This is a genomic window from Castellaniella caeni NBRC 101664 (assembly GCF_001592225.1).
Taxonomy (GTDB): Bacteria; Pseudomonadota; Gammaproteobacteria; order Burkholderiales; family Burkholderiaceae_B; genus Castellaniella; species Castellaniella caeni.
Genome location: NZ_BCWN01000002.1, coordinates 1 through 15,810, shown reverse-complemented (window position 1 = coordinate 15,810; position 15,810 = coordinate 1). Strand labels below are relative to the sequence as shown.

Below are 15,810 nucleotides of genomic sequence, written 5' to 3'. Positions count from 1 at the left end.
ACGGGCTTTTCGTGCTCATGAAAGCATGACGACTGGTAACATTGAGCCATCAAGTTCACTGAACATCTTCTTGATTCATTTATTCCAGACCTTCCTGCCCGTTTGCACGGCGCCCTTCGGTACACGAGGCTGGCGGTACGCGCCATTTTTGCTGAGCGGGCTGATGAGCCTGGTGATCGCGCCCGTGGCGCAGGCCTGCGAAGACGCTACCCGCGTCCGCCTGACCGAACCCGTGGCGTTCAGCGCGCAGCAGCTGGCCGAGTTTCGCGCCTTGCCGCCGCTGCGTGTGGTGGCCGTCAATGCGCCGCCCATGGCGCGTTATGACGAAGATCACCACACCTACAGCGGCGTGGCGATCGACGTCCTGTGCTTCATCGCTCAAGAACTGGGCCTGCACTACGACATCCTGCCCGAGCGAAACATCACCGTGGCCGACAAGATTGCGATGGTGCAGTCGGGCCGTGCTGACCTGTTTCTGCCCCTGAGCCTGACGCCCGAGCGCGCCGCGGGCGGCGTCTTCACCCAGCCGTACTACGACAGCTACTACGCCGTGATTGCCCGCAAGGGGCGCCGCCTGGCCGTCACCAGCCTGGCGGATCTGTCACGGCTGCGCGTGGGCGTGGTCAAGGGCGTCGCGTTCGAGTCGGTGCTGCGAAACATCGTGCCGGCCACGCGCCTGATAGCCTACGATCTCACCTCCAGCGACGGCCTGTTCCGGGCGCTGCAGGAAGGTGAAATCGACGTCGCCGTGTTCAACCGGAACATCTTCACGGAAAAGCGTTTTCAGCATGACTACTTCAACCTGGAGGTCGTGCACACGATCCACGAGTTTCCGCGTGGCTATCGCTTTTACCTGAGCCCGTCGCCCGCGCACCAGCGTCTGGCGGCGGCTTTCGACCGTTATCTGGCGGTGATGGACGTGTCGCGGTCGGTGGCGGAGCACGAGGACGGCGAGCGCATCCTCATCGATCGCTACGTCGCCGAGCGCAGCCAGCGTCTGCTGCTGCAGGCGGGCTTGGCAGCGGCCGCCTTGCTGGCGCTGATCTTTTTCATCTTCACCCGCCGCTACCGGCGCCTCGCGCGCCAGCTGGCCGGCCGCAACCGGCAGGTCGAGGCCCAGCAGCGCGAACTGCAGACCGCCTACCAGACGCTCGAGCGTCAAAGCCAGAAAGACGGGCTCACTCAGCTCGCCAACCGCGTGCATTTCGATCAAGTATTGGCGCATGAGCACGCGCGCCAACAGCGCTCGCACCTGCCCCTGAGCCTGTTGATCGCCGATGTTGACCATTTCAAGTGCGTCAACGATCACTATGGCCACCTGGTGGGCGACGACTATCTGCGTGCGGTGGCCCGGGTGATGGCCGCCAGCGTCAGCCGCGCCAGCGATCTGGTGGCCCGCTTTGGCGGCGAGGAATTCGCCTGCCTGCTGCCCGGCACCGCCGCCGCCGATGCGCGGCTGCTGGCGCAGCGCATCGTCGACGCGGTGGATGCGCTGGATCTGCCCAACGCTCTGGCGGGCACTGGTCGGCTCACCATCAGCATCGGCCTGGTCACCCTGGTCGCCCCCGGCATGACAGTGCATGAGCTGGTCGATCAGGCCGACGCCCAGCTCTACGCGGCCAAGCACGCCGGACGCCACTGCATCCGGTCAGTCGAGCTGGGCCTGGATGCGACCCAGACCGTCGGCGGGTGAGCCGGTGCAGGTACAATACACGCCTTTCAGGGCGTGCTCCCATGGCGGAATAGGTAGACGCAAGGGACTTAAAATCCCTCGCTTTCGGGCGTGCCGGTTCGATTCCGGCTGGGAGCACCATTTAAATCACGCTACAATCAAGAGTTATCTAATTTCAAATAGACCGCTATCGCGATGAGCCAGGTTCACAGCCAACCCCGTACGCGCCTTGTCATGGGCAACTGGAAAATGCATGGCAGTCTCGCAGAGAATGCCGCGCTGCTGGCCGGCTTGGCGGCGGGGCAGGGTCGCGGTGGCGCCACAGAACTGGCGGTGACCGTGCCCTTTCCCTATCTGGCGCAAGTGCGCGAGGCCCTGGCGGACACTCCACTGTCATGGGGTGCGCAAGACGTCAGCGTGCACGAACGTGGCGCCTATACGGGCGAAGTCTCGGCGGCCATGCTGGCCGACTTCGGTTGCACCTGGGTCTTGTGCGGGCACTCCGAGCGCCGCGCACTGCATGGCGAGTCCAGCGCGCTGGTGGCCGCCAAGGCGGCTGCGGCGCTGGCAGCGGGGCTGACGCCTGTTGTCTGCGTCGGCGAAACCCTGTCCGACCGTGACGCGGGCGATGCCGAATGCGTCATCGGCGATCAGCTCGAACCCGTCCTGGCACTGGGTGCCGAGGCTCTGTCGCGGCTGGTCATTGCCTACGAGCCCGTCTGGGCCATTGGCACGGGCCGCACCGCCAGCCCCGAGCAGGCACAGGCGATCCACGCGCTCATTCGTGCGGCGCTGGGCAAGAGCGGCGCAGCCAATACCCGTGTTTTGTATGGCGGCAGCGTCAAGGCGGCCAACGCGGCGGCCCTGTTCGCCCAGCCCGACATCGACGGCGCCCTGGTCGGTGGCGCCTCGCTCGTGGCAGAAGAATTTTTGAATATCGCGGCTGCAGTCGCTTAAGCCCCCCCGGAGCTCTCACATCATGCAATGGTTTTCCTCGATCCTGCTCACGTTGCAGGTCATTTCCTCGCTTCTGATCATCGTGCTGGTCTTGCTGCAGCAGGGCAAGGGCGCCGACATGGGTGCCGCCTTCGGCAGTGGTTCGGCGGGCAGTGTATTTGGGTCTGCCGGGGCGGCCAATTTCTTGTCGCGTGCCACCAAGTGGGCCGCCGTGTTGTTCTTTGCCACCACCATCGGTCTGGCCTGGATCGCGCACCATCCCGCGGGCTCGCCGCTCGAATCCGGCATCATGCAGGGCTTTACCTCGTCGTCCACCACCACCAAAGAAGCCGCGCCTGCCACGGGTTCCGCCGTCCCTGACCTGGGCAATGCTGTGCCCGCCGCCCCAGCCGCTGCCGCGAACAAGGCTGCGTCTGACGCCGCGTCTTCCGCCGGCAAGGCTGCCGCCAACTCCGATGCGGCCGTCCCGTCCGTGCCTGCGGCACCCGCTGTCGGTGCCGACCAGAGCGTTCCCTCAACGCCAAGCAAGTAATTCGTTTTCGTGCTATAGTCACGCTCTTTATCGCACAATGCGATGCCGTCGTGGTGGAATTGGTAGACACGCTATCTTGAGGGGGTAGTGGCGAAAGCTGTACGAGTTCGAGTCTCGTCGACGGCACCACAGTTAAAAATCAGGCTGTTCCAGAACAGCCCGGAAAGTACCGGAAACCCGCATGAACATTAGGTTTATGCGGGTTTTTTATGTGCGCCCAGCATGGGCGCACTCCTGCGGCTAGTGGAATCCACCACCGGCGGCGATTTGCTGAACGTCACGAGCTCCATGAAGGACGCGGACGATGGTGACGGCTTCATGGGTATGCGTGAAGTAAATCGCGTAAGACCCATGAAAGGTCACACGCAGGCCAGGTGCAATGAGTGACCGTGCCGGCTGGCTTTCTGGAAACGGGAGCATTTTTTCGCAGGTAGCGTGTAGCGTGGCAATCAGGCGGTTTGCCGTGGCCTCGCTGGTGTCCTCTGCGACATAAGCCCAGATTTCCGCCAGATCCGCTTCTGCACTGTCAGTCAGGAAGAGCGTGCGGCTAATAGTTTTCTCCCCCGCTCAGCGATATGCTGCGCATTGAATTCGCGGACGCGGCCTGCTGCGACATCTGCAAGCCCCTTGTCGATGTCCTGTTTGAGCGCTGCCAATTCGTCCAGCATCAGCTGGCGCTTGAAGGACCAGTCGCGCAGAGCTTCCCGGATGACTTCGCTGGTGGATGCGTATTCGCCCGCATCGACGGCGCTTTTGAGCGTGGCTGCCATTTCGGCAGGCATCGTCACGGTCAGGCGTTCAATGGTAGACATTGTGCTGTACCTCAGAGGGGATTCATACTTAATCATACTTTATCCTCTTTGGAGTATGAATGCTTAGGTCTGACTGGGCGCCAGCATATTCTCGATCAGGCGAATCATCACATCCTTGGCCTTCGGGTCGGATTCGGCAACCAACAAAGCCAGGGCAGCAAGACCGACATCATTGATGACTGGCTCACCATCACGTTGCAGGCGACCGTTGCGGGCCAGAAAATCGACGAACAGATAGGAGCCGATGCGCTTGTTGCCATCTGAAAACGGATGGTTCTTGATGATGAAGTACAGCAGGTGGGCCGCTTTGGATTCCACCGTGGGGTACGCGGGCTCACCGAATACGGTCTGTTCCAGATTGCCCAGGGTAGCGGCGAAGTTGTCTTCACGTTCGTTGCCGAACAAGGCCGTGGCCTCATGGCGGCTCATCAGGTCGGCCTTCAGTCGTGTAATGCCTAAACGGGCCTCGACAGGCGAGGGTAGCGTGCCGCCAGGGCTGCCAGGTGGTTGGGTCAGCAGACCTTCATCGTAGCGTTGCAGCCACAGGAAGGTGTGGGTATATCGGGCGATGACATCCACCAGACCGCGCCCCTGGTCGGTGGTCAGGGCATCACCGGCTGCAGCCTTCTTTACCAGAGTCAGGGCGGCTTCCAGTTCGGCGGCGTTTTGCTCGAAGCGTTGGCGATTTAGGGTGTAGCCTTGCGTCAAGTGCTCGCGCAAAGTTCGTGTGGCCCATTGGCGAAAGCGAGTGGCACGGCTCGAATTGACGCGATAGCCGACTGAAATGATCGCGTCCAGGTTGTAGTATTCGATTTGCCGGATGACTTCCCGACCGCCTTCGAGTTGAACCGTTGCATTTTTTGCAACGGTTGCCTCCCGGCTTAGTTCTCCAGTAGCAAAAATACTTTTCAGGTGGCGCGAGATGACAGACTTGTCTCTTGCGAATAGCTCTGCCATCTGTGGGAGGCTCAACCAGACGGTTTCCCCTTCCAGCCGCACTTCCACCTGCCCGGTGTCGCCTTCAAAGATCACCAGCTGCTGTTCATCGTTCATGGGGTCTCCGGTAGGGCGGGGGGTAGAGCACGGTGTAGTGTGCGCATAGGAAAAGGCTTTCTTACGAGCCAGCCTGTTATAGCGTACCTTTCGGCTGCAAGGCGCGTGCGTGCGACCTTTTTGGCCGGGGCAAAAGCCAAGCCTCACGTTTTAGGTATCTGTTTGGGTATTTCCAGGATGCCAGGCTTACGAAACCCGCATGGTCATTGACCATTCGAGTCTCGTCGAACCACAGATCAAAATCAGGCTGTTCCAGAACAGCCCAGAAAATACCGGAAACCCGCATGAACATCAGGTTCTTGCGGGTTTTCTTTCGTCCGGCCCCTACAATGAGGCATTGGCGCCGCTGTGGCGCCCTATACGTGCGATTTCAAAGGATGTCAGTTGATGGAAGATTTAAACAGCCGGTATGGCCTGAATCAGGCCCACAGCGAGGTCGTGCAGGCTTGTCATGTCGTCAAGCCTTGCGGTGCGCTGGATATGGGGTGCTCCAGCGGGCGCAATGCCCTGTACCTCAGCCAGCAGGGGTTCGAGGTCACGGCGATTGACGCCAACCCGCAGGCTATTGCCACCTTGCAGTCCATTGTCGATCAGGAAAACATCCAGACGATCAGGCCGCAGGTGTACGACATCCAGCGGGCCGCGCTGCAGGCAGATTACGGTTTCATCGCTTGCACCGTCACCTTGATGTTCATCGATGCGGCGCGTATCCCCGCCGTGCTTGCCGACATGCAACGGCACACGTTGCCCGGGGGCTACAACCTGATCGTCTGCGCCATGGATACCCCCGAATACCCGTGCCCGATGAACTTTCCGTTTACGTTCAAGCCCAATGAACTCAGCACGTATTACCAGGGCTGGGAACTCGTCAAGTACAACGAAGACCTGGGCACCATGCATAACGGGGCGCGGTTGCAATTTGCCACCATGCTGGCGCGCAAGCCGCAATAAGCGTCGTCAGTGGTCGGGGCACGCCGATGCCCTGGTTTCCCGGTGCGGCTTGCTCCGCCGCGCTTCATCCTGTGCCGAGGCGCGCGTTGATGCTCAAGCGCCCAGCGCAGGGTGCCGCTTGTCTTTCTCCGACAAGACTGGCGCGTCGATCGGCCAGGGGATGGCCAGCGTCGGACAGTTCCAGGCGACCCCACCTTCGTCGGCGGGGTCGTAGTAATCCGTGCACTTGTACTGGAAAACGGCCGATTCGCTGATGACGCAAAACCCGTGGGCGTAGCCCGGCGGCACCCAAATCTGCCGATGGTTGTCGGCGGACAGTTCGGCGGTTACGTATTGGCCGTAGGTAGCGGATGCCGGATCGATGTCCGCCACCACGTCGAACACGGCACCTTCAGTCACCTGAATCAATTTGCCCTGCGGGCGGCTGCGCTGAAAATGCAGGCCGCGCAGCACGCCATACGTGGAACGCGAGACATTGTCCTGCACGAAGGGCAGGGTGATACCGGCTTCTTCCTCGTAGCGCCGGGCGCTGAATGATTCCAGGAAATAGCCGCGCGCGTCGCCGAATACCCGGGGGGCGATGATGCGTACGCCGGGCAACTGGGTTGTTTGGACGTTCACCCTTGCTGGCCCTCCTGGACGAGCGCCAGGAGATACTGGCCGTATGCCGTTTTCTCCAGACGCCGACCGCAGGCGGCAAGTTCGGTGCGCGTGAGCCAGCCGTTGTTGAAGGCGATCTCTTCCAGGCAGGCCACCTTTTGCCCCTGACGCCGCTCGATCGTCTGCACGTACGTGCCGGCGTCCAGCAGGCTTTCGTGGGTGCCCGTGTCTAGCCAGGCAAAGCCGCGGCCCAGGCGCGTGACGTGCAAGTCGCCGCGCCGCAGATAGGCGTTGTTGACGTCGGTGATTTCCAGTTCGCCGCGCGCCGAAGGGCGCACCTGGCGGGCGATATCGACGATGTCCCGGTCGTAGAAATAAAGGCCGGTCACGGCGTAGGACGATTTCGGGTGCTGCGGTTTTTCTTCAATCGACACCGCGCGGCCTTGCGGGTCGAACTCGACCACGCCAAAGCGCTGCGGGTCGGCCACCCGATAGCCGAAGATCGTGGCCCCCGTGGCCCGCTGCGCCGCCTCGCGCAGCATGCCGCTGAAGCCGTAGCCGTAGAAGATGTTATCGCCCAGCACCAGGCACACGCGATCGTTGTCGATGAAATCCGCGCCAATCAAAAAAGCCTGAGCCAGACCGTCGGGCGAGGGCTGCTCGGCGTATGAAAGCCGGATACCGAAGTCTTGTCCGTCGCCCAGCAGGCGTTGAAAGCCAGGCAGGTCATTGGGCGTGGAAATCACCAGGACGTCGCGAATACCCGCCAGCATCAAGACCGAAAGGGGGTAGTAGATCATCGGCTTGTCGTAGATGGGCAGCAGCTGCTTGGAGACCCCGCGAGTGATGGGGTGCAAGCGGGTGCCCGAGCCGCCCGCGAGAATGATGCCTTTCATGTGCGCCGTCAATGAATGTGATGGCTGCTAGTTTACGATGCCTGCGGGCAGCGGGGCAGTGGGGCAGCGGGGCAGCGGGGCGGTGGTATTCTTCCCGCTGAACGGAGGTATGCAGATTGAACAGGTCGTCCGACAGCGATTTCTTGCCGGTGCTCGAGTTTTGGCACAAGGTCGAATTTTTCATTCCATTTGATTTGCGCGGCCAGGTCTTGCAAGCTTCCGATGCGCCGTGGAACGTCAAGCGTCTCACCCGGGCGGAATTGCGGGCCATGGCGTCGGATGCCTCTGGGGGCCTGTGGCAGGTTGCCCGGGTGCCCGCAGGCAAGGAAATCCGCGGATTCGAGCTGTATCTGGGGGTTTTCGACAAACGCCTCCTGGCGACGGTCACCGAGCGTGTCGTCGGCCAGGTGGATTCCCCGGCAGCCGCGGTCGATCAGGACGAGCGTGCGGATTTGGAAGGCGAGACCTGCATTGCCAAAGTGTCGCTCAATGCCTTGGGTGAGCCGCTGTTCGACCAGGTGTCGGTTTCAACGGCACCCTGGGCCCTGGGCAGGGTCGCGGTCGGCGGCCTGGATACCCTGGGTTTCGATGCCTTTCAGGCCAGTCTCGGGCGGCTGCGAAACACTTTGCTGAATTTTCAGGCAGACAGGAAAAAGCACGATCGGCCCGCAGCGCCAGCCGCCGACGTCTTGCCCCTGAGCCGCACCGACATCGAGGCGTTGCTGCGGATTTTCCAGGAATGGGCCGGTTTCGACACCGACGAAGAAGAGTCCGCTGTGATCGTGGTGCGCGCCATCGTGGGCAAGAAGCCCGCCGCCGACGCCAAGCCAGGGCGCGGCAGCGAGCCGGAAGACGCGGACGACGACGAGGCGGAATCGGCCGCAGCGGATGAAGTCGGGATCGACATTCTCAACAGTTTCTATATCCGGGACATCGAGCGGGCGATGGCGTCCTTGCGCCAGAAGGGGGAAACAGGGGCGTTGGGGGCTTATCTGACGCCGCTGCCCAAGGACGCGCGCACCGACCTGGATGCCCGGCGCATCGTCGATGGCCTGCACCCCGGTTCGATGCCTGCCGCGCACTGGCTGGATGAGCCCGGCCACGCCATGAGCCTGATGCAGCAGTTTGCCATCAACCGCATATTTGCTGATTCGAATGAGAACGACACCGCGCTGTTCTCGGTCAATGGCCCTCCGGGCACGGGGAAAACCACGCTGTTGCGCGATGTGTTTGCCGAGAACATCGTGCGCCGTGCGCGCGTGTTGGCGTCTTTCGATGCCGCCCGGGACGCGTTCGTGCCCGATCAGAAAGCCAAGGTGGAGTTCGAAGGGCAATCCTGCACCTGGTCGATCGCCTTGCTCAAGCCCGAGCTGACGGGGTTTGAAATGCTGGTGGTGTCGTCGAACAATGCCGCTGTCAACAATATTTCGGTCGATCTTCCCAAGGCCGCATCGCTGGGCGCGGTGAACTGGGGCACCCCGGAAGACATTACGTGGCGCGGCAAAGATGGGCAGCCGCGCCAGACTTATCTGCAGGCCGTGGCCATTCGCATGGCGGCGCAGACATCCAGTGGGGATTTCGCCAGCCTGACGCCGGACGACACCCCTTGGGGCCTGATTTCATGCGCCCTGGGCAAGCGCGCCAACCGGCGCAAATTCGCGCAGCGGGTCTTGACCCCGCTGTCGGGGAAGGGGCAGGCTGCGGGTGCTCCGAAGCCCAAGGGATACGATCCAAAACGTCACCAGTCCTTCCAGGAATGGCGCGACCAGTACCGGGGCCCGACGTTTGCCACGGCGCGGGCGGCCTTCATCGAGGCTGACCGCTGCGTGCGCGAGCGCAAGGTGCAGTTGGGGCGGCTGGCCAGTCTGCATGAGCAGCTGGCCGGTCAGACCGAAGCCGCCTATATCCGGCCACAGGTGCAGGCTTTGTCGGCGGCGCAGGACAGTGCTCGCCAGGCCGAAGCCCATCTGGCGGACGTGGATGAAGCCCTGGATGCCTGCCAGGGCAGGCTGGGCACCCTGAAGGAAGCGGCGACGCTGATTTCTGTGCCATCCATCTGGGCCCGGTTGCTGGGCAGACTGCCTGCCATGCCTTTCTGGCCCAATCTCAGCCGCCAGCGGTGCGAAACCTACCGCCACAATTTCGACGAAAACCGGGCAGCCCAGCGGGCCTGCCTGAGCGAAATGCTGTCCCTGGAGAAAGGGAAAATGCTTGCCTCATCGAGCCTGAAGCAGGCAAAGGCCGATGAAGAAAAAGCCCGCGTCGCCGTCCGTGAGAAAAGTGACGCGTGGCAGGTCGCGCAGACGGAGTATCAGCGCCTGCAAGCCCGCTTCAGCGCGGTGGAATTGCCCGGAGCCGACAACGGAATCAAAGACCCGCAGCGGCAGATGCGCGGTCTCTGGTTCGACCACGAATTGAATCTGCAGCGTTCTCGGCTGTTTGCCGCAGCCCTGGCGCTGCACGAGGCCTGGCTGGCGGAGGTTGCCGCGACCGGTGCGCATGGCGGCGGCTTCGCTCCCAATCTCTATGCCATGCGCGACCTGCTGGGGGGCAAGCGCCTGGTAACGCCGGAGCACGCCCTGGCTGTGTGGCAGAGCCTGTTCATGGTGGTGCCGGTCGTCTCGAGCACGTTTGCATCCGTGGCCTCGCAGTTCAAGGATCTGGGGGCGGGCACGCTGGGCTGGCTGTTCATCGACGAGGCTGGGCAGGCGGTTCCCCAGGCCGCTGTCGGCGCGTTGTGGCGTGCGCGGCGCGCGGTGGTGGTGGGTGATCCCCAGCAGATCGAGCCGGTGTTCACGGTGCCGGTGAAGCTGATCGATGCACTGGCCAAATCGGCAAAATTGCCTGAGGGTCTGCGCGTGGCGCCGCACCTCGTATCCGTGCAGAATCTGGCGGATGCAGCCAATCGCGACGGCGCATGGGTGAAGGGGGCAGGCGACGAGCGCGAGTGGGTGGGCAGCCCCTTGCGTGTTCATCGCCGCTGTGTCAATCCCATGTTTGGCATCGCCAACGCCATTGCATATGGAAACAGGATGATCTTTGGCCTGCAAAGCGCCCGGCAAGCGCTGGATGGCTACGATCTGGGGGAAAGCGCCTGGGTACATGCGCCTGGCGTGGTTCTTGAGCAGCACGTCGTGCCCGCGCAGATCGAACTCGTGGCGCAGGCCGTCATTCGCCTGTATCGCGGCAAAGAGCAGCTGCCGCCCTTGTACATCGTGTCGCCTTTCAAGCGGATCAAGCGGGCGCTGATCGATCGCTTGAACAATATCGCCCTGTGGCAGGCCAAGGGCATTCACACCTTGTCAAAAGGCGCGCTGAGCACCTGGTGCCACGCCAGCATCGGCACGGTGCATACCTTTCAGGGCAAAGAGGCGCCCATGGTCTGGATGGTGCTGGGGTGCGACGAGAACAGCGCGGGCGCGATCGCCTGGGCGGCGGGCAAGCCCAACATCCTGAACGTCGCCCTGACGCGCGCCAAGCGCCGCTTTTTCATGATTGGAGACGTGAATCTGTGGGGCGGCAAACTCTACTTCGACGTGGCCCGGCGCACCTTGCCGCAGGTGTCGCAACAGGCGTTCTTGCAGCGGATGGAACAGGCGGCGCCCGTGGCGCTGGGTCGGCCGCCGCATTGAACCCGTGGCCGTCAACAGGCCGGACGACTGCCGCCGTCGGCCTACGACAGCAGCTTCATCCGCTGCTTCTTGCCCTTGATGAGGATGTTTTGCAGGCGCGGAAAAGCACTGTGGGCGACGGCGCGGCTGAGGGCGATGTAGGACACCTGATCCGTGATGTCGATCTTGCCCACCTGCTCGCGCGTCAGGCCGCCGTCGCCCGTCAGCGCGCCCAGCAGATCTCCTGGGCGCAGCTTGGCCTTTTTGCCGCCCAGCACCAGCAGCGTCACCATGGGCGCCGGGGTGGGCCGCCCCGCGGCGGCCTTCGTCCGGGGCAACGGCTCCAGATTCAGGGGCCGATCCAGCTGGCGCGCGATGCGGGAGGCCACGTATTGCTCGTCCGGGGCGCACAGGCTCAGGGCCAGCCCGGTTTCCTGCATCCGGCCCGTGCGCCCCACCCGGTGCGTGTGCACGTCGGGGGTGCGGGCAAGTTCGGTATTGATCACCATCGGCAGGGAAGGGATGTCCAGCCCGCGTGCCGCCACGTCCGTGGCTACCAGGATGTTGCAGCTACGGTTGGCAAACTGCACCAGCACGTCGTCCCGATCACGCTGATCCATGTCGCCATGCAGCGCCAGCGCGCTGAAGCCTGCTCGCCGCAAGTGGGTGGATAACTCGGCGCAGGCGGCCTTGGTGTTGCAGAAGGCCAGCGCCGATGTCGGCTGAAAATGGCGCAGCAGCACGGCGGTTGCGCCGTAACGGTCTGCCGCCTCGATCGTGTAGAAGTGCTGCTCGATCTGAGCCTCGTCGTGCACCGCATCCACCTTGACGAGCTCGGGGCTGGATAGCAGGTGTTCGACGTCCTCGCGGATGCTCTCTGGATAAGTAGCTGAAAACAGCAGCGTTTGGCGCTGGGCCGGGCAGGCGCTGGCGAGCGCCATCACGTCGGGGAAGAACCCCATGTCCACCATGCGGTCGGCCTCGTCCAGAACCAGCATGCGCACGGCGGAAAGATCCAGCGTTTGGCGTGCCAGGTGATCCAGCAGGCGGCCTGGCGTGCCGACGATGATGTGAGCGCCATGTGCCAGCGACTCGACCTGCGGGCGCGCGGAGGCGCCGCCCGCGAGCGTCAGCACCTTGATGTTGCCGTCGGCGCGCGCCAGGCGCCGCAGCTCGGTGGCCACTTGTTCGGACAGCTCGCGGGTGGGGCAGACCACCAGCGCCTGTGGCACCCACTGCGCCGGGTTCAGGTGATGCAAAATGCCCAGGCCGAAGGCCGCCGTCTTGCCGCTGCCGGTCTTGGCTTGCGCGATCAGGTCGCGGCCTTCCAGGATGATGGGCAGGCTTTGCGCCTGAATCGGCGTCATGGTCTGGTATTCCATGCGTGCCAGGTTGTCGAGTTGCGCGGCGGAGAGCGGCAGATTGCTGAAGGCGAGGGGGTTCACGGGGAGTCTGTGTTCAAAAATGAGGTACGTGTGTGCGGCTTGCGGCGCGAGGCTGCCGCCAGAACCCGGTGATGGCATTCGTGAGCCTGGCAGGCGAGCCAGTATATCCCGATCAGTATTCGGTATTTCGGCTCGCCCGTCGTGATTCGCCGTGCGTGGGGATAGCGCCGATCGGGGATCGGGTACAGTAAGAATTGGCATTTTATCGAGAGACGAGATGAGCAACAGAAATGACGGGGTTTTACACGCCACCGATTTTTACGGCCTTCGATACTCTTGCTTCAATAAAAAGGAGATCCTATGAGGCGTTACGTTGCCCTGTACGGTACGGAGTGTGTGGCAGCCGCGAAGCGGTGCGGTGTGGAAGACCCACAGGAGGTCGTCCGGTTCCAGACGGTTTGCGCTTTCCTGGCCGACAATCCCACGCTTCTTTCATGGCGTGGAAATAACAAGCCGGATGCGACTGAGTCGGTGGGGATCGTCCAGCTGGCGGAAAAGTTCTTTGGGGTGCGGTCGAAACGGACTTGGCCGGGCGAACCCAGCACAGTCCCTGATGAGGCTGTCAGCATCGTGATGCAGGCGGTCTACGGATATTCGGAAGGGCAGACCGGACGCATCAAGACGGAACACCAGCACGCCATGTCCGCCGAAAATATCGTCGGTGCATTGCTGGAAAGGTACATTGCCTCGGTCATAGAACCTCACGGGTGGGTCTGGTGTGCTGGAGATTTCGTGAAGGCGGTTGACTTCATCAAATACCAGGCGGCAGAGGGTCAGTGGTTGGCTTTGCAGATCAAAAACCGTGACAACACTGAAAACTCGTCCTCTGCCGCCATTCGCCATGGAACCGAAATCAAAAAGTGGTTTCGCAGCTTCTCCAAGAAGGATGCAACCAACTGGAGCGCGTTTCCTGAGCCCAGGTTCAGAAACGAACTCGGCGAGGATGGCTTTCGGCGCTTTTTGATGGGCTACCTGACGCGTGGATAAAACCGTTCTGCCGTACCTCTGTCTCAAGCAATCGCGCCCGGATCAAGGTCGAACGCATGGACGTGTGTGCCAGCATGCCGGTCAAGCACCTGTTGCGAGAAGCTGCTCTTGCTTGCCATAAGGGGTATCCGGTTTTCGTGATTGAAATGGGTTCATAGTGGAGAAGAGGACGATTCTCCAGAAAATTGGGAGAACGACGAAGAAAGGCCTATTTAATTGTATATTGTCATTTTACAAATTATAATTTGTAGATTAGAGATACAAAACAGAGTTTGTATGCCAGACTTCACAGTCCGCACTGCGGAGCAGCTCCCCGTGCTGTTGCAAGCATTCCGAAAGCAAGCCGGTCTCACGCAAGCTGACGTCGCGAGCCGGCTGGGTGTCACACAGCAGACGCTTTCCTCTCTGGAACGCAATGCAGAAAAAGTCAGTGCTGGCCGACTACTGACGCTGCTGAGCACACTCGGGGTAGAGATAGTGTTGCGTCAGAGCGGTGCCCCACACACACCCAAGCCGCCATCAACCAACCCCGACTGGTGAGTGGGAAATGGGAAGACGCTCACACACACGAACTCTGTATCTTTGGATGAACGACGCTTTCGTCGGCACCTGGAGCGTACACCCCCATGCGGGCGAGATACTGCAGTATGACGACGGCTGGGTGGCCTCTGAACAAGGCCGACCGCTATCTCTACCCGATCATCGGCAGGGGAGCAAACCAGCTATTCCCATTCAAGGCGAAGATAGCCACGGCGGTGCGTTCCAAGAATACTCATTGGGTCATGCGTGACATTGCACGGCGGCATTGGGTGACAGTAGGAACAGCGCACGGCGTCATGGCGCCTGACGGTCAGGGCGTCGAAGCTGTGCTCGACGAGATGGTCGCCCAAACCCCGGAGGTCGTGCATACGGTTCGTGCGCAGCTACCTGACGGGTTCCCTGCACACGTGGCGGACAGCATCCTCAGCGGGTTGCAGACAGCAGCTGAAAAATTGGCCAAGTAACTCAGTTTCGTGGATCGACCAGGTGGAGCGCTGGTTTGCCACCCTGACGCAGTCCTGCATTCGTCGTGGCACGCATCGCTCAACACGTGAGCTCAAACTGGCTATCGAGCAGTATCTTGATCTGAACAATGCGGATCCGAAACCTTCCATATGGATCAAAACGGCAGAGGACATCTTGGAAAGCGTCAAACGATTTTGCCTGCGAATTTCTGATACAGCACATTAGATTGATGCGGAAGTGACTCGTTGGCCAAGGGCGAATTAGGCCTCGGCCATTTCCCGTTCCGCGGCTTTTGCCAGAAATGCGGAGCGCGCCAGACGCTGGGCCTTGGCGACTGCATCGATACGATGCACGAGATTTTCCGGCAAGCTGAGAGATTCGCGGGGCGCGGTTCTTTTGGAGCGTGCGGTGATGGACTTCATGCACGACCAGCTGTCCGACGGGCGCAGCATCCGGCTATTCAACGTGGTGGACGACTTCAACCGCGAGAAGTTGGGCATCGAGGTGGACTTCAGCCTGCCTGCGGAGCGGGTCGCCAAGCGGCGTATCACGCTCATCCATGTCCATGGTCGTTTTCTCTCATGTTATGCCTCACCCACAAAATTCCGAACACTTTCCTGACTCGACTTGTTTCAGGCCGTAGCGCACGTCTTTCTGCCGACGCTGGCATCCCATCGAGACAGTTCCATCCCTCGGCAGCTCTCCCAGCTAGGCGGCATTCACCGCAGTTTGGACAATAGGCATCCCGATGTCTGGATGCCCAATCATGCCCGCTTCCGAACACCAGCCCGTGGACGATCCCAGGCCTGAAATACCGCTATCAGTGATCGATGATCACGATAGCCCCTGGAAAGACGCGCTTGAACTGTACTTCCCCCAGGCCCTGGCCCTGCTGGCCCCCGGTTTGCACGCCATCATCGACTGGGATGTGCCTGTCATTTTTCTGGATAAAGAGCTGCAAGCCGTCAAGCGCGCCAGCACACCAGCCCAGGGCCGCCGCCATGCGGATAAACTGGTTCAGGTGCAGCTGCTGGATGGCGACGAGGCATTCCTGTTGGTTCACGTCGAAATCCAAGGGCGTTTGTCCGGCGCCCAGGCTCTGCATGCCTTTGGCTGGCGCATGCTGGAATACAAGGTGCTGATCTGCCAGCGCGAGCGGCGCAAACGCCAATTGGCGCTGCCGCCCCGGGTCTACAGCCTGGGCGTGCTGATCGACCAGCCTGCGAGCGATGATGGCCAGGAGTCGCCGGTCACGCTGACCTACAGCGACCAGTTTCTGGATCAGCAGG

The 15,810-nt window shown here is 61.7% G+C and carries 16 protein-coding genes, 2 tRNA genes and 2 pseudogenes; 13 read left to right on the top strand and 7 right to left on the bottom strand.

Annotated elements, in window-relative coordinates:
• Positions 1-163 precede the first annotated feature (163 nt).
• The 5 genes from CCA01S_RS01230 (at position 164) to CCA01S_RS01210 (ending at position 3,290) form a co-directional block, all read left to right on the top strand.
• Positions 164-1,693, top strand: coding sequence for a GGDEF domain-containing protein (locus CCA01S_RS01230; protein WP_066452972.1), 1,530 nt, complete (start codon positions 164-166; stop codon positions 1,691-1,693).
• A gap of 35 nt (positions 1,694-1,728) precedes the next feature.
• Positions 1,729-1,813 (top strand) — tRNA-Leu (locus CCA01S_RS01225).
• A gap of 54 nt (positions 1,814-1,867) precedes the next feature.
• Positions 1,868-2,629 (top strand): triose-phosphate isomerase, encoded by a 762-nt coding sequence (gene tpiA / locus CCA01S_RS01220; RefSeq protein ID WP_066452970.1) that lies wholly within the window; start codon positions 1,868-1,870, stop codon positions 2,627-2,629.
• A gap of 22 nt (positions 2,630-2,651) precedes the next feature.
• Complete coding sequence (gene secG / locus CCA01S_RS01215) at positions 2,652-3,161, top strand: preprotein translocase subunit SecG (protein ID WP_066452965.1); 510 nt, start codon at positions 2,652-2,654, stop codon at positions 3,159-3,161.
• 44 nt (positions 3,162-3,205) lie between these two features.
• Positions 3,206-3,290, top strand: a tRNA-Leu gene (locus CCA01S_RS01210).
• Positions 3,291-3,401: 111 nt separating this feature from the next.
• Here CCA01S_RS01210 and CCA01S_RS16260 read toward each other — a convergent pair.
• The 3 genes from CCA01S_RS16260 to CCA01S_RS01200 all read right to left on the bottom strand — a co-directional run bounded on the left by CCA01S_RS16260 (position 3,402) and on the right by CCA01S_RS01200 (position 5,026).
• Positions 3,402-3,662 (bottom strand): type II toxin-antitoxin system RelE/ParE family toxin, encoded by a 261-nt coding sequence (locus tag CCA01S_RS16260; protein WP_369691512.1) that lies wholly within the window; start codon positions 3,660-3,662, stop codon positions 3,402-3,404.
• A gap of 29 nt (positions 3,663-3,691) precedes the next feature.
• Positions 3,692-3,973 (bottom strand): ribbon-helix-helix domain-containing protein, encoded by a 282-nt coding sequence (locus CCA01S_RS01205; protein ID WP_066453463.1) that lies wholly within the window; start codon positions 3,971-3,973, stop codon positions 3,692-3,694.
• 63 nt (positions 3,974-4,036) lie between these two features.
• Entirely contained in the window at positions 4,037-5,026 is a 990-nt protein-coding gene (locus CCA01S_RS01200; protein ID WP_066452964.1) for a virulence RhuM family protein/type II toxin-antitoxin system death-on-curing family toxin, read from the bottom strand.
• 199 nt (positions 5,027-5,225) lie between these two features.
• Here CCA01S_RS01200 and CCA01S_RS15545 point away from each other — a divergent pair, with 199 nt between their 5' ends.
• The gene (locus CCA01S_RS15545; protein ID WP_146030584.1) at positions 5,226-5,414 is read left to right on the top strand and encodes a hypothetical protein; all 189 of its coding nucleotides are present in this window, start codon (positions 5,226-5,228) and stop codon (positions 5,412-5,414) included.
• Complete coding sequence (gene tehB / locus CCA01S_RS01195; RefSeq protein WP_066452963.1) at positions 5,414-5,977, top strand: tellurite resistance methyltransferase TehB; 564 nt, start codon at positions 5,414-5,416, stop codon at positions 5,975-5,977. Before CCA01S_RS15545 ends, tehB begins: the two co-directional genes overlap by 1 nt.
• A gap of 93 nt (positions 5,978-6,070) precedes the next feature.
• Here the strand turns inward: tehB and rfbC are convergent, their stop codons facing one another.
• A complete protein-coding gene (gene rfbC, locus CCA01S_RS01190) occupies positions 6,071-6,598 on the bottom strand; it encodes a dTDP-4-dehydrorhamnose 3,5-epimerase (RefSeq protein ID WP_066452962.1) in 528 nt (175 codons plus the stop codon).
• On the bottom strand, positions 6,595-7,473 hold the full coding sequence (rfbA, locus tag CCA01S_RS01185; RefSeq protein WP_066452960.1) for a glucose-1-phosphate thymidylyltransferase RfbA: 879 nt from the start codon (positions 7,471-7,473) through the stop codon (positions 6,595-6,597). The genes rfbC and rfbA overlap by 4 nt, the downstream gene beginning before the upstream one ends.
• A gap of 116 nt (positions 7,474-7,589) precedes the next feature.
• Between rfbA and CCA01S_RS01180 the strand changes: the two genes are divergently transcribed.
• A complete protein-coding gene (locus CCA01S_RS01180; protein ID WP_066452957.1) occupies positions 7,590-11,105 on the top strand; it encodes a DEAD/DEAH box helicase in 3,516 nt (1,171 codons plus the stop codon).
• 41 nt (positions 11,106-11,146) lie between these two features.
• On the opposite strand, the gene dbpA is transcribed toward CCA01S_RS01180, so the two are convergent.
• Positions 11,147-12,529 carry an ATP-dependent RNA helicase DbpA gene (gene dbpA / locus CCA01S_RS01175; RefSeq protein ID WP_066452955.1) on the bottom strand — a complete coding sequence of 461 codons (1,383 nt, stop codon included), beginning with the start codon at positions 12,527-12,529 and terminating at the stop codon, positions 11,147-11,149.
• A gap of 300 nt (positions 12,530-12,829) precedes the next feature.
• Between dbpA and CCA01S_RS01170 the strand changes: the two genes are divergently transcribed.
• From CCA01S_RS01170 to CCA01S_RS01165, 3 genes are all read left to right on the top strand, one after another.
• Complete coding sequence (locus tag CCA01S_RS01170; protein WP_084386295.1) at positions 12,830-13,516, top strand: SinI family restriction endonuclease; 687 nt, start codon at positions 12,830-12,832, stop codon at positions 13,514-13,516.
• 276 nt (positions 13,517-13,792) lie between these two features.
• The gene (locus CCA01S_RS15135; RefSeq protein ID WP_084386293.1) at positions 13,793-14,056 is read left to right on the top strand and encodes a helix-turn-helix domain-containing protein; all 264 of its coding nucleotides are present in this window, start codon (positions 13,793-13,795) and stop codon (positions 14,054-14,056) included.
• A gap of 107 nt (positions 14,057-14,163) precedes the next feature.
• Positions 14,164-14,520, top strand: coding sequence for a HipA domain-containing protein (locus CCA01S_RS01165; protein WP_066452954.1), 357 nt, complete (start codon positions 14,164-14,166; stop codon positions 14,518-14,520).
• Positions 14,521-14,781: 261 nt separating this feature from the next.
• Here the strand turns inward: CCA01S_RS01165 and CCA01S_RS15540 are convergent, their stop codons facing one another.
• Complete coding sequence (locus tag CCA01S_RS15540; protein WP_232304930.1) at positions 14,782-14,943, bottom strand: type II toxin-antitoxin system HicB family antitoxin; 162 nt, start codon at positions 14,941-14,943, stop codon at positions 14,782-14,784.
• Between CCA01S_RS15540 and CCA01S_RS15925 the strand changes: the two are divergent.
• Both CCA01S_RS15925 and CCA01S_RS15805 read left to right on the top strand, forming a co-directional pair.
• Positions 14,933-15,094: pseudogene (locus CCA01S_RS15925) on the top strand (IS3 family transposase); the annotation flags it as partial. The gene CCA01S_RS15540 and the pseudogene CCA01S_RS15925 overlap by 11 nt on opposite strands.
• Before the next feature lie 193 nt (positions 15,095-15,287).
• Positions 15,288-15,810, top strand: a pseudogene (locus CCA01S_RS15805) (hypothetical protein); the annotation flags it as partial.

What these genes read in the sequence shown, in the direction of transcription:
- CCA01S_RS15540 (WP_232304930.1), bottom strand. Translation starts at nt 14,943, where the DNA reads ATGAAGTCCATCACCGCACGCTCCAAAAGAACCGCGCCCCGCGAATCT.
- CCA01S_RS01170 (WP_084386295.1), top strand. Translation starts at nt 12,830, where the DNA reads ATGAGGCGTTACGTTGCCCTGTACGGTACGGAGTGTGTGGCAGCCGCG.
- CCA01S_RS01205 (WP_066453463.1), bottom strand. Translation starts at nt 3,973, where the DNA reads ATGTCTACCATTGAACGCCTGACCGTGACGATGCCTGCCGAAATGGCA.
- CCA01S_RS01230 (WP_066452972.1), top strand. Translation starts at nt 164, where the DNA reads ATGAGCCTGGTGATCGCGCCCGTGGCGCAGGCCTGCGAAGACGCTACC.
- tehB (WP_066452963.1), top strand. Translation starts at nt 5,414, where the DNA reads ATGGAAGATTTAAACAGCCGGTATGGCCTGAATCAGGCCCACAGCGAG.
- CCA01S_RS15545 (WP_146030584.1), top strand. Translation starts at nt 5,226, where the DNA reads ATGGTCATTGACCATTCGAGTCTCGTCGAACCACAGATCAAAATCAGG.
- CCA01S_RS15135 (WP_084386293.1), top strand. Translation starts at nt 13,793, where the DNA reads ATGCCAGACTTCACAGTCCGCACTGCGGAGCAGCTCCCCGTGCTGTTG.
- CCA01S_RS01200 (WP_066452964.1), bottom strand. Translation starts at nt 5,026, where the DNA reads ATGAACGATGAACAGCAGCTGGTGATCTTTGAAGGCGACACCGGGCAG.
- rfbA (WP_066452960.1), bottom strand. Translation starts at nt 7,473, where the DNA reads ATGAAAGGCATCATTCTCGCGGGCGGCTCGGGCACCCGCTTGCACCCC.
- secG (WP_066452965.1), top strand. Translation starts at nt 2,652, where the DNA reads ATGCAATGGTTTTCCTCGATCCTGCTCACGTTGCAGGTCATTTCCTCG.
- CCA01S_RS01165 (WP_066452954.1), top strand. Translation starts at nt 14,164, where the DNA reads ATGACGACGGCTGGGTGGCCTCTGAACAAGGCCGACCGCTATCTCTAC.
- tpiA (WP_066452970.1), top strand. Translation starts at nt 1,868, where the DNA reads ATGAGCCAGGTTCACAGCCAACCCCGTACGCGCCTTGTCATGGGCAAC.